The sequence below is a fragment of the Pseudomonas sp. R4-39-08 genome, from assembly GCF_003852275.1.
Lineage (GTDB): Bacteria > Pseudomonadota > Gammaproteobacteria > Pseudomonadales > Pseudomonadaceae > Aquipseudomonas.
On the sequence record NZ_CP027733.1, the window covers coordinates 4,846,633 to 4,858,390 of the forward strand.

At 60.7% G+C, this 11,758-nt stretch carries 13 protein-coding genes; 6 read left to right on the forward strand and 7 right to left on the reverse strand.

Features of this window, described 5'->3' with window-relative positions; all coding sequences use genetic code 11:
* Positions 1 to 16: 16 nt before the first annotated feature.
* The 6 genes from C4J88_RS22395 to C4J88_RS22420 form a co-directional block, all read right to left on the reverse strand.
* Positions 17 to 1,375 carry a DUF1329 domain-containing protein gene (locus C4J88_RS22395; protein WP_124364348.1) on the reverse strand — a complete coding sequence of 453 codons (1,359 nt, stop codon included), beginning with the start codon at positions 1,373 to 1,375 and terminating at the stop codon, positions 17 to 19.
* Positions 1,376 to 1,400: 25 nt separating this feature from the next.
* Positions 1,401 to 3,182, reverse strand: coding sequence for a DUF1302 domain-containing protein (locus tag C4J88_RS22400; protein WP_124405242.1), 1,782 nt, complete (start codon positions 3,180 to 3,182; stop codon positions 1,401 to 1,403).
* A 483-nt stretch (positions 3,183 to 3,665) separates the two neighbouring features.
* The gene (locus C4J88_RS22405; RefSeq protein WP_124408144.1) at positions 3,666 to 4,577 is read right to left on the reverse strand and encodes an SDR family oxidoreductase; all 912 of its coding nucleotides are present in this window, start codon (positions 4,575 to 4,577) and stop codon (positions 3,666 to 3,668) included.
* A 130-nt stretch (positions 4,578 to 4,707) separates the two neighbouring features.
* Positions 4,708 to 5,610 carry an alpha/beta fold hydrolase gene (locus tag C4J88_RS22410; RefSeq protein ID WP_124368306.1) on the reverse strand — a complete coding sequence of 301 codons (903 nt, stop codon included), beginning with the start codon at positions 5,608 to 5,610 and terminating at the stop codon, positions 4,708 to 4,710.
* Entirely contained in the window at positions 5,610 to 6,392 is a 783-nt protein-coding gene (locus tag C4J88_RS22415; protein ID WP_124408145.1) for a class II aldolase/adducin family protein, read from the reverse strand. The genes C4J88_RS22410 and C4J88_RS22415 overlap by 1 nt, the downstream gene beginning before the upstream one ends.
* A gap of 189 nt (positions 6,393 to 6,581) precedes the next feature.
* Positions 6,582 to 7,034 carry a flavodoxin gene (locus tag C4J88_RS22420; RefSeq protein WP_124408146.1) on the reverse strand — a complete coding sequence of 151 codons (453 nt, stop codon included), beginning with the start codon at positions 7,032 to 7,034 and terminating at the stop codon, positions 6,582 to 6,584.
* Positions 7,035 to 7,163: 129 nt separating this feature from the next.
* Between C4J88_RS22420 and C4J88_RS22425 the strand changes: the two genes are divergently transcribed.
* A complete protein-coding gene (locus C4J88_RS22425; RefSeq protein ID WP_124364354.1) occupies positions 7,164 to 7,631 on the forward strand; it encodes a PAS domain-containing protein in 468 nt (155 codons plus the stop codon).
* A gap of 57 nt (positions 7,632 to 7,688) precedes the next feature.
* Positions 7,689 to 8,294 carry a hypothetical protein gene (locus C4J88_RS22430; RefSeq protein ID WP_124368309.1) on the forward strand — a complete coding sequence of 202 codons (606 nt, stop codon included), beginning with the start codon at positions 7,689 to 7,691 and terminating at the stop codon, positions 8,292 to 8,294.
* A 2-nt stretch (positions 8,295 to 8,296) separates the two neighbouring features.
* Here C4J88_RS22430 and C4J88_RS22435 read toward each other — a convergent pair whose 3' ends face one another.
* Positions 8,297 to 9,256: a MerR family transcriptional regulator gene (locus C4J88_RS22435; protein ID WP_124408147.1), complete on the reverse strand. Its 960-nt coding sequence runs from the start codon at positions 9,254 to 9,256 to the stop codon at positions 8,297 to 8,299.
* Positions 9,257 to 9,467: 211 nt separating this feature from the next.
* On the opposite strand from C4J88_RS22435, the gene C4J88_RS22440 reads away from it, so the two are divergent.
* Genes C4J88_RS22440 through folX form a run of 4 tightly spaced genes read left to right on the forward strand, consistent with a single transcriptional unit; the run spans position 9,468 to position 11,747 of the window.
* Entirely contained in the window at positions 9,468 to 10,025 is a 558-nt protein-coding gene (locus tag C4J88_RS22440) for an antibiotic biosynthesis monooxygenase (RefSeq protein WP_124371811.1), read from the forward strand.
* A 57-nt stretch (positions 10,026 to 10,082) separates the two neighbouring features.
* Positions 10,083 to 10,793, forward strand: a complete 711-nt coding sequence (gene folM / locus C4J88_RS22445) for a dihydromonapterin reductase (RefSeq protein WP_124364358.1) — start codon at positions 10,083 to 10,085, stop codon at positions 10,791 to 10,793.
* Between the two features lie 19 nt (positions 10,794 to 10,812).
* Complete coding sequence (folE, locus tag C4J88_RS22450; protein ID WP_124364359.1) at positions 10,813 to 11,373, forward strand: GTP cyclohydrolase I FolE; 561 nt, start codon at positions 10,813 to 10,815, stop codon at positions 11,371 to 11,373.
* Between the two features lie 2 nt (positions 11,374 to 11,375).
* Positions 11,376 to 11,747, forward strand: coding sequence for a dihydroneopterin triphosphate 2'-epimerase (gene folX / locus C4J88_RS22455; protein WP_003194073.1), 372 nt, complete (start codon positions 11,376 to 11,378; stop codon positions 11,745 to 11,747).
* The last annotated feature ends 11 nt before the right edge of the window (positions 11,748 to 11,758 follow it).

Genomic DNA, 11,758 nt, shown 5'->3' on the forward strand with positions numbered 1-11,758 from the left:
AGCGTGGGAATGATCTTTAGCGCACGCCTTCAGACCTGAGCGCCGCCGGGGTGTAATCCGCTGCCTTGGCCGCGAAGCCGAAGACGAAGCTGCTTTTCTCTTCGTTCTTCATGCCCAACGCGAGATAACGCCCGGCGATCAGGTCGTACAGGGTTTCCACGGTGTAGGCCGGTACCTGGTGGTCGTAATAGAACTGCGCGTGGCCTTCGGCGACGCGCCACAGTTGGCCGCGACCGTCGTAGTGGTCCACCAGGGCGACTTGCCAGCTGTCTTCGTCAATGTACATGTGGCGCTTGGCGTAGATGTGGCGCTCGCTCGGCTTGACGGTGCCGACCACTTCCCAGACGCGATGCAGTTCATAGCGGGTCAGGTCCTGGTTGATATGCCCGGCCTTGATGATGTCGTCGTATTTGAGGGTCGGCGAATCGAGTTTGTAGCTGTTGTAAGGGATGTACAGTTCCTTCTTGCCCACCAGTTTCCAGTCATAGCGGTCGGGCGCGCCGGAGAACATGTCGAAGTTGTCGGTGGTGCGCAGGCCGTCGGAGGCGGTGCCCGGCCCGTCATACGAAACCTGCGGCGCCCGCCGCACCCGGCGCTGGCCGGCGTTGTAGATCCAGGCCAGGCGTGGCTCCTTCACCTGGTCGAGGGTTTCGTGCACCAGCAGCACGTTGCCGGCCAGCCGCGCCGGCGCCGTGACCGATTGCTTGAAATAGCTCAGCACGTTGGCCGCCTTGGCCTGGTCGATATCGGGGATGGCCTGCGGCACCGCCACTTCCTCTTCGAAGCGGATCGGCGTGTAGCTGCCGTTGGTCTGTGGCGTGGCCTGGGTGATGATGCGGCGCAGGTTGCCGCCGTGGTAACGGGTGATGTGATTCCACAACACCTCCACGCCGTTTTTGGGAATCGGGAACGCGTAGTAACGGTTACCGGTGAAGTTCTCCAGGCCGTTGCCGTCGTTGATCGCCTTGACGTTCAGTGCGCTGCGCTTGATCGACTCGTAGATATCCGCTGGCAGGTTGACCGTACGGTGGCTCGGGTACACCGGGATCTTGTAGGTCTCGGGGTAGCGCTTGAACATCGCCACCTGGCCGTCGGAGAGCTTGTCCTTGTACTTGTCGACGGTGGCGGCGGTGATCACGAACAGCGGTTTTTCACTGGCAAACGGATCGGCGAGAAAGCCCTTGCTGTCCACCGCGCCGGCGTTTTTCGGAATGCCGCCGGTCCAGGCCGGGATCGAGCCATCGGCGTTGCCGGCTTTTTCGGCGCCCACCGGGGTCAGGCTGGTGCCGAGCTTGGCGGCTTCTTCCGGCGATACCGCGGCCATCACGTGGGCGGCCAGCAGACTCAGGGCCAACGCTGCAATTGTCTTACGCATAGTTCTTGTCCTTCTTTAAGCCAGATCAGAAGTTCACGCCGAAGCTAAGGGCGAGGAAGTCACGGTCGGTCAGGGTGTTGTAGTCGCCGCCAAAGAAGTCGGTGTAGCTGAGGCTGGCGGTGTAGGTGCTGCGGTAGTCCGCATCCACACCGACGCTGATCGCCTTGGCGCCTTTATTGAACAAGCCGTTGGGGCCGTAGCCGGCCACGTCATGGGACCAGGACAGGTTGGGCTTGAGGTTCACCCCGGCAATCGCGTTGTTGTAATCAAGGATCGCCCGCGCGCGGTAACCCCAGGAGGTGGAGGTGACGAAACCGTCGGTGTCACCCTGGAACCCATAGGCGCCGTACACCGAGTCACGGCCATAACGCAGTCGGGTTTTGTCTTCCAGGCCGGCGACGTGCACAACGGCCGCTTCGCCCACCAGGGTCAGGCGCTCGGCGCCCAGCACTTGGTCGAAGAACTGGGTCATGGTGCTCTGGATCTGGGTGATTTCCTTGCGACGGTAGCCTTTGTTGTCGGCGCCAAACGAACTGCGGATCGGCGACGCGGTGTTGCCGGCAATCGGGTTGACCAGCGCCAGGGTCAGGTCGGTGGTGTTGAGTTGCACGGGCGCATTGGGCCGATAGCTGATTTCGCCGGTCCACGCCGTGCCGGTGGGCAAGGTGGTGGAGAAGCTGGCACCGAACAGACGGATATCTTCCGGGTAATCCAGGTAGTACTGGCCACGCCCGAGCATGGTGCTCTGGGCCAGGGCCCCACCCAAGCCCGGCGGAGCGGCGGCACCAATGGCGCCGATGGTTGCCAGGTTGGTATTGGCGGTAATCGTGCCCACGGTCGGGGTGCGGCTGTGGTAGTTCATGAAGTACAGGCCGTATTCGGTGTCGTCACCCAGCCAGCGCAAGGCGGCGCCGAACTGGCCGGAGTCACGCGCATCACGGTCCGCAGCGCGCTGCACCACCACACCCTCGCGGGTGACCACAAAGCCTTGGCCGCGTGCCGCTGCAATCGGTTGCAGCGGTGCAATCCCCGGGCTGCCCACCGTGTAGTTACCGGTGCAGCCATCCGCCGCTACGTCGCCGCCGAAGAAGGTGCCGCAGTTGTCCAGTACGGTCTGGTCCCATTCCAGTTGATAGAAACCTTCTACGGTGAGCTGATTGGTCAGGCTCTGGGAGGCGAACAGCATGTTCACCGGGATCAAGCCTTCCTTGATCTCGGCCCCCGGACGACGGAACGCCGACACGTCGATCGGGTTGATGCTGTTGATGGAGTTACCGATGAAGGTACTTTCACCCCAACTGACCACTTGCTTACCGGCGCGCACGGTACCGGGCAGGTCGCCCAGGGAATAGTTGTGGTAGACGAAGGCATCGAGAATCTGCGCACCGCTGGATTTGGCGCCTTCCTTGCGGTTGTGGTCGCTGATCTGCTTGAACTCGCGGTCTTCGTCCTTGAGCTCGAAGTCGTACCAGTACTTGCCGCGCACGAACACACCGGTGTCGCCGTATTTCAGTTCAAGATCATGCAGGCCCTTGAAGATTTTCGAGAAGGTCTCGCCCTTCTTGAAGTTCAGGCGCCCGTCATCCCCGGTGGACGCCTGGCCCGTGCCGCCGTTGACGGTGCCGACCAGGCTTTTGTCGGCATCCCGCGTGCCCCAACTCGCGCCGACCGATAGCGAGGAATCGAATTGCCCTTCGATCTCGCCGATGTTGAACGAAACAGCGTGGGCCTGGGCACAGCAACCCAAGGCAACCGCAGCGGCCAGCGCCTGTGGCGTGAAGATGGCGCGCATTGTTGTTTTTGTCATGCGTCTTCCCCGGTGAGTGACAGAAGGCCCCACCCTACTGCCGCTCAGGAGGAGCGATAAGCGCACCAAGGAGGTATTCGTGTTGTCGCTCGAAAGGATGACGGGCCGCGCGGGCCATGGGTGCGGCGCGCGTCATGGATTGGATGGATGGTGGCCTATCAGAAGCATCGATGGCATGCGCTCAATTATTGCCGTTTTGGTAACAGTCCTTGTCCTGAACCGCTATTACTCATTCTGTTACAACCGACTATGCTTATCTCGCTTTCAGGGCAAACAGCCCGCTCCGAGGTTCTGGAGAAAAGCTTGAATTCAACGGATTGCCAAGACATTCAATCTGTTACCTGTGTTCACTGACGTTGATTTATCGCTCCTTGATCCAACGTCTTACTTCGGCCGCTGCCTGTGCAGCGGCTTTTTTTATGCCTGAAATAAAAACGGGGCGCCATTGACGCCCCGCGGGATTCACTGTTTTTACGGCAACGATCAGAGGCTGAACTTCTGCAAGTTGGCCATCATCTCCTTCAATGCCTCGATCGTGTCGTTGGGGTGCGCCGCCCCTTCGAAGTCGCAGATCTGCTGCCAGTGCGCCGCCACGTCATCCGGCGAAAAGCCCGCTTCGGGGTCAAAGCCTACGCCCAGGCTGCGCTCCCAGCGGGTTTTGCCGATCCAGCCGCCGCCCACTTCGAACAAGCCCGAGGTTTCCTGGCAGGCTTCGCTGCCCAGGTACACCACCAACGGGCTGACCAGTTCCGGCTTGAGACGCTCGAACACCTGTGGCGGGATCAGCCCCTCGGTCATGCGCGTGGCGCCGGTGGGCGCAATCGCGTTGACCAGGATGTTGTTCTTGCGCCCTTCCAGCGCCAGAGTGCGGGTCAAGCCATACAGGCCGAGCTTGGCCATGCCGTAGTTGGACTGGCCGAAGTTGCCGTAGATGCCCGAGGTGGACGCGGTGAAGATCACCCGGCCGTAGCCCTGCTCGCGCAGATGCGGCCAGGCGGCGCGGGTGACTTTGTAGGCGCCTTCGACATGCACCCGGTAAACCAGGTCCCAGTCGCTGTCGTCCATCTTGTGGAAGGTCTTGTCGCGCAGGATCCCGGCGTTGTTCACCACCACATCGATACGACCGAAGGCATCCAGCGCGTTCTGCACGATTTTATCGCCATCGGTGACGGAATCATGGTTGGCGTGCGCAACGCCACCCGCTGCGCGGATTTCGGCCACCACGCGGTCAGCCGCCGAGGCGTTGGCGCCTTCGCCCTGGGTCGAGCCACCGAGGTCATTGACCAGCACCTTGGCCCCGTGCCGGGCGAACAGCAGCGCGTGGGCGCGGCCCAATCCGCCGCCGGCGCCGGTGACGATCACGACCTTATCCTGCAACTGCACTGACTGACTCATACCGAACTCCTTGGGCGACGATGGCAATGGGCAGAGTGTCAGGCACCGGGCCTTGGGTCACAATAAATACGGCCGACGCTGAATGGTGCTCGATAAGGCAGCGGGATGATGCCGCCTTGTGGCGCAAGGCTCAGGAATAGGCCGCACGCGCTGACCGCAGGCCAATACGCTCGCGAAACGCCTGGTAATGCCTGAGCACCTGGACCGGCGCCTCGATCTGTGGGTAATGGCCGATATCGGCCAGCAAGATGGCATCGGCATTCGGCACTAGCTGTTGATAGCGCTCCACCATATGCGCGCCCGAAATGGGGTCGACCTCACCGTCGATGACCCGCAACGGCACGTCGCCGCGCTGCATTGCCGCCACCCAGCGGTCACGCAGGCGACGGCGCTGGGGAATGTAGTTGATCAGCTTGTGCAGGATGCGCGGGCCGTCGTTGTGTTCAATCAAACTCCAGAAATCATCCAGGGCGCTTTCGCTCGGTAGCGTCCGGGGACCAAAAATCTGGTTAAAACTGTTGGCCAGGCTACTTCGTCCAGAGGCTCGGCCGATCATCCAGCCCAGGGGGCTGAGCAATAATTTCTGCACCAAGGTTGCGCGATGGGTTTCGGGGAACAGCCCACCGTTGAGAAACGCACAACTGGCCATCTGGAACCGGCCTTCGTAATGCCGGGCCAGGAGTTCCTGGGCCACGCTGTCGCCATAGTCATGGGCCAATATGTGCACCGGCTCTGCCACCCCCAGGTGTTCAAGCAACGCCTGTTGCAGGTCGGCTTGCTCCAGCAGGCAATACTCGTGATCCAGCGGTTTGGCCGATTCGCCGAAGCCGAGCATGTCGCAGGCGATCACCAGATTGCGCTGGGCCAGGGGCTGCCACAGGTAATGCCAATCCCAACTGGCCGTGGGAAAGCCATGGATCAGCAGCAGCGGCTCGCCCTGCCCGGCCACCCAATAACGAATGGAGCGGCCGCGAAAGACGAAATCCTGGCCGCGTTTGCGCCAGGCGCTGAGCGGTATCTCGGCAAGTGGCATCAGCTTTTATACCCGGGGTCCTGGTTATCCAATGTGCGCAGCAGCGCCGGCCAGGCCAGCGCACCGCCCATACCTTGGGCGCTTTTTGTGACAGCCGCCACCATCGCCTTGGCACCGGCCAGAATCTGCGGCTCGATGGTGATCAACTCGGCAGCGCCGTTCTGCGCCAGTACCTGGATGTCACAGGCACGCTGGAACGTGAACATCATCAGAAAGGTGTCGGCGATGGTCGCGCCGCACGTCAGCAGGCCATGGTTGTGCAGCATCAGAAAGTTGTGTTCGCCCAGGTCCGCCTGCAAGCGCGCCTTTTCATCGTGATTCAGTGCGACGCCTTCATAGGCGTGATAGCCCAGGCTCGACAGCACAAACAGCGACTGCTGGCTGATCGGCAGCACGCCCTGCTTTTGCGCAGACACGGCGACACCGGCGGCAGTATGGGTGTGCAGCACGCAGGTCACGTCGTGGCGCACTTCGTGGATGGCGCTGTGGATGGTGTAGCCCGCGGGATTGATCTCGTAGGGGCTGTCCATGCGTTTGTTGCCGGCCTGGTCCACCTTGACCAGGCTTGAGGCGGTGATTTCGTGGAACATCAGCCCATAGGGGTTGATCAGGAAATCATTGGTGCCCGGCACCTTGGCGGAAATATGCGTGAAGATCAGATCATCCCAACCGTGCATCGCCACCAGGCGATAGCAGGCCGCCAGGTCGACACGGGCTTGCCATTCGGCCGCGCTGACCTGATCTTTGACATTCTGTGACGATAGAACGGGGGCTAGGCTCACAATAATGACCTCCTTGGCGCATTTATTATTATTTTTTAAGTGATGAGCCAGTCTAGTCAGACGCCCTGGCTTGCGGAGTTGCCTTCGCAGCCAGCTTGATGACTGAGCGAGTCAGCCTGGAGAATAGTACAAACGGTGTCAGAGAAGCGCCGTCAATAAAAGTACGCGGACAGCGCCTCACGGGGTCGGTCAGCGCAGTGCGGCAATCAGCTGGGCCAGCCACGGCTCGGCGTCGGTCTCCGGGGTCACGCTTTCGCTGGCGTCCAGGCGCAGCATCGGCAGCACTTCGCGCAGGCCCAACTCACTGAACACTTCGCGCATTTGCTCGCCGCCGCCGCAGAAGGCATCGCCGTAGCTGGCGTCGCCCAGGCCAATGACCGCACCGGGCAGGCCGCGCCAGGCGGCGGGCAGCTGGTCGCGAATGCTTGAGTACAGCGGTTGCAGATTGTCGGGCAGCTCGCCCATGCCGGTGGTCGATGTGACCGCCAGGAACGCCTCGGGCGCGAAGGCCTGCACGTCGGCCAGCGTGGCCCGCGGGTTGTGCCAGGCTTCAAAACCCGCTGCTTTGAGGATTTTTTCGGCGTGGCGAGCGACTTCTTCAGCTGTGCCGTAGACCGAGCCGGAAAGGATGGCGACTTTCATCAATCTGATCCTGTAATTGAGCGAAAGCGTAGGATATTAGCAGCTGGCGCAGTTTTCTCAGCGCGCGCCGTGCAACATTCAAGACGTGTCATAAACTTCAGACCTCAACAACAAGCCATGGACCGCTCAATGATCAACGCCAAGCTGATGCAAATGGTCATCAACGCCTCCAACGACGGAATTGTCGTCGCCGAACGAGAAGGCGAAGACAAGCCACTGATCTACGTCAACCCGGCCTTCGAACGCCTGACCGGCTACACTCTGGACGACATCCTTTATCAGGATTGCCGTTTCCTGCAGGCGGGCGACCGTGACCAGCCAGGCCTGATGGCGATCCGCGAGGCGCTCGACAGCGGTGGCGCGTGCCGGGAAATCCTGCGCAACTACCGCAAGGACGGCACACATTTCTGGAACGAGTTATCACTGTCAACGGTGTACAACGCGGCCGACCAGCAGACGTATTTCGTCGGCGTGCAAAAAGACGTCACCGTCCAGGTAAAAGCGCAGCAACGCGTCGCCCAGCTGGAAGCCCAGGTAGCCGAGCTTAAAGCTGAGCTGGCGGCGCTCAAGGTGACGAGTGGAATTAACAAGCTGTAAAAATGGCGGTCTTTAGAGCGATAATGGCCTTTTAATGCCCAACTTTGAGCTATATCCATGCACCGCGATGCTCTTTTGACCCAGGACGAACTGGCGTTTATCCAGGACATGCAGCACAACCCGCAGCTCAACCTGCGGGATGCATGGTCGAGCCTGACGGTGAATGGCGGTGCGCAGATTCGCGATTTGCTCACGCGGTTGGCCGCTCACGACCAAGTCACCATCCAGGCGCAGTTCGATAACCAGCAACTGACCTTTCCCCTGCACCTGGTGGAAGATGAGTTTCATGCGGTGCATCTGCGCCTGGGTGTGCCGAGTATCTTTGAAGACGGGCCGATGATCCGCCCGTGGCGCCTGGCCCTTGAAACACCGGTGGCCCTGGAGAACATCAAGGGCTACGCCAGTGCGCTGTGGGTGCACGAAGTGTCATTCAAGGGTGTGCTGGTGGAAGGGCGTGGCCGAGCCAGACCGCCGAAAACCTTTTCTTTATGGTTCAGTCCGTCCGGTTACGAACGTATTGCGTTGCGTGGCACGCTGGAGCGGGAAACCGCCCGGGGCCTGTTTGCCTACCGTCTGAATCAGAGTGACGCAGGTGAAATCGAGCGCCTGCGCCAATTCATCCTGCACCAGCATCGTCTGGTGCATCCCCATGTACATGCCTGAGATCAGGTATCCAGACCGCCACTGAGAAACTGCTGCAAACGGCGCTGCATCTGGCGCCCTTCGCTGCCGAGGCAGCCGATGGACGTGCCGGCCAGATCGGCCTGCAACAGGTCCGATGCAGCGCCTGCGAGAAACAGCGGGCAGTCCAGGGTCAACGCCAAGCGGCTCAGACGCGCAGCCAGGTCATGCTTATGCGAGTGATTGGAGAACATGACCAGCGCCTGGGGGCGGATCTTTTCACAGACCAGGGTCAACTCATCGACCGGCTGGTCCAAGCCCAGCACCTTCACGGACAAATCCTCCCGGCTCATCAACAGCGCCGCCACCAGTAGCTCCAATTTGCGGCAATCGCCCGGCAGGGCGCTCAGTAATACCTGGGGAGCGGGCGATGCGCTTGCCACCTGCAGGCGCAGTAAAGTCTGCATACACAGAAAAGAATCGAAAAACAGCCATTCACTGGCCTGGCCGAAACGGCCCTGGTTGCGCAGCAAGTCGCGCCACAACGGCATCAGAATGTCCTGAAACGCAATGCTCAGGGGATAGGTCGAGAACACCTGGCCGTACACGCTCTCCAACTGACGATCGTCGAACGCACTGATGGCATGCATCAGCCGGGCTCGCCACTGCGGCCATTCGCTGTCTTCGGCCGCGTCGCGCTCGGCACGAATCGCTTCGATCTGTTGATCGTCACGCGCCAGAATCTTGCCAACCTTGCTCACTGCTACGCCGCGTTCAGTCCAATCAAGGATACGCTGGACCGTCTCAATATCGGCCGTGGAGTAGAGACGGTGCCCGCTTTCGGTGCGCATGGGCTGGATCAGCCCGTAGCGCCGCTCCCACGCTCGCAGGGTGACCGGGTTTACGCCTGTCAATCTCGAGACTTCCCGAATCGGAAAAAGCTGATCTGAATCTGTCGAAATCGGACGCGAAATGCTATCAATCGGAGCAGTAATCAAGGGCATTGGTGACCAAATGTGGCAATGCTGGCTGAAGGGTATTTAACGCTTATCAACCTGTCTTTTTCAAGGCCGTACTTATCGGACCAACGTCTCTGGTGTATTTCGGCAAAAGAGGAATAATCCTTGCCTGTTTTTTAAGAGAGCGGCCTCACCCGGCCGCCTCTTTGTGCGCCACCTACCCGGTTCAGCGCACCCGTACATTTGGAGATATACCATGTCTACCTCACCCGTCACGTTGATGGTCGCGCGCCGCGTGGCCAAAGGACGCTATGAAGAGCTGATGGCCTGGCTGCGCGAAGGCGAACAACTGGCCACCGACTTCCCCGGTTACCTGGGTTCCGGCGTGCTGGCCCCGCCGCCCAATGACGATGAATTCCAGATCATCTTCCGCTTCGCCGACGAAAAAACCCTGCATGCCTGGGAGTTTTCCGCTTCGCGCAGTGCCTGGCTGAGCCGTGGCAGCGAGCTGTTCGCCGACCCGTCCGAGCACCGCGTGAGCGGCATCGATGGCTGGTTTGGCGCTGTGGGAGCCCGCCCACCCCGCTGGAAACAGGCGGTGGCAATCTGGCTGGCGTTTTTCCCGGTGTCGCTGCTGTTCAACTTTGGGCTGGCACCCTTGCTCGGCGAACTGGACCTGTTCAGCCGGGTGCTGGTCAGCACCTTGGCGCTCACACCGCTGATGGTTTACTTCTTTATTCCGCTGTCGACGCACCTGCTGGCGAACTGGCTGCATCCCACGCCACCGCGCAAGGCCAGCGAAGCCGCTGCCTGAGTACAGGGGAGACGGGTCGCTGGTATAGTTTCCACCTGCCAGCGACTAGAGCCTCCCATGACTGCAACCAACGCCCCGATCCTGATCACCGGTGCCGGCCAGCGCGTCGGCCTGTATTGCGCCGAGCGTCTGTTGGATGCAGGGCAATCGGTCATCTTCAGCTACCGCAGCGAACGCCCAGGTGTGCAACTGCTGCGCGAACGCGGTGCGGTCGGCCTGTTTGCCGATTTTTCCAGCGAAGCGGGGATTGTGGCGTTCATCACTGAGCTGAAGGCACATACCGACTCGCTGCGCGCGATCATCCACAACGCCTCGGCCTGGATCGCGGAAACGCCTGACGACGAAAGCCACGCCTTTACCGACATGTTCAGCGTGCACATGCTTGCGCCGTACCTGATCAACCGGCATTGTTCACCCCTGCTGCAACGTTCGACACCGGCCGATATCGTGCATATCAGCGATGACGTGGTACGCAAGGGCAGCCGCCAGCACATCGCATATTGCGCCACCAAGGCCGGGCTCGACAGCCTTACCTTGTCGTTCGCCGCAGAGTTCGCGCCGCTGATCAAGGTCAACGGCATCGCGCCGGCCATGGTGATGTTCAATGAAGGCGACGACGCGGCCTACCGTGCCAAGGTCCTGGCCAAGTCGGCGCTGGGCATCGAACCTGGGCCTGAGGTGATCTACCAGAGCGTGCGCTACCTGCTGGACAACCCCTATGTCACCGGGACCACCCTGACCGTCAACGGCGGGCGGCATATCAAGTAAGCCGTTTTGAGGATGTTGTATGACCTTGTCCCTGCCCCACCATTACCGCGAAATCCTCAAAGGCCTGGGCGAAGACCCGGAACGCGAAGGTTTGCTCGACACCCCCAAGCGCGCCGCCAAGGCGATGCAATACTTGTGTCATGGCTACGAGCAGAACCTGGAAGAAATCGTCAACGGCGCGCTCTTCGCCTCCGATAATGACGAGATGGTGATCCTCCAGGACATCGAGCTGTACTCGCTGTGTGAGCACCACCTGTTGCCCTTTATCGGCAAGGCCCATGTGGCCTACATTCCGACCGGCAAGGTGCTGGGCCTGTCGAAACTGGCGCGCATCGTCGACATGTATGCCAGGCGCCTGCAGATCCAGGAAAACCTTACGCGGCAAATTGCCGACGCCATCCAGGACGTGACCCAGGCCGCCGGCGTGGCGGTGGTGATCGAAGCCAGGCACATGTGCATGATGATGCGCGGCGTGGAAAAACAGAATTCAACCATGAACACCTCGGTGATGCTCGGCGCGTTCCGCGAGTCGAACACCACGCGCATGGAGTTCCTGCAACTGATTGGACGGAGCAAGTAGCAATGCCACAACTTCAACCAGGCATGGCGCGCATCCGGGTCAAGGACCTGTGCCTGCGCACCTTTATCGGCATCAACGAGGACGAAATCCTCAACAAGCAGGATGTGCTGATCAACCTGACCATCCTGTATGCCGCCCAGGAAGCCGTGCGCGATAATGACATCGACCACGCGCTGAACTACCGCACCATCACCAAGGCCATCATTGCCCACGTCGAAGGCAACCGCTTCGCCTTGCTCGAACGCCTGACCCAAGAGCTGCTCGACCTGGTGATGAGCAACGAGTCGGTGCTGTACGCCGAAGTCGAAGTCGACAAACCCCATGCGCTGCGCTTTGCCGAGTCGGTTTCGATCACTCTGGCGGCCAGCCGCTGATAGTCAAGTGA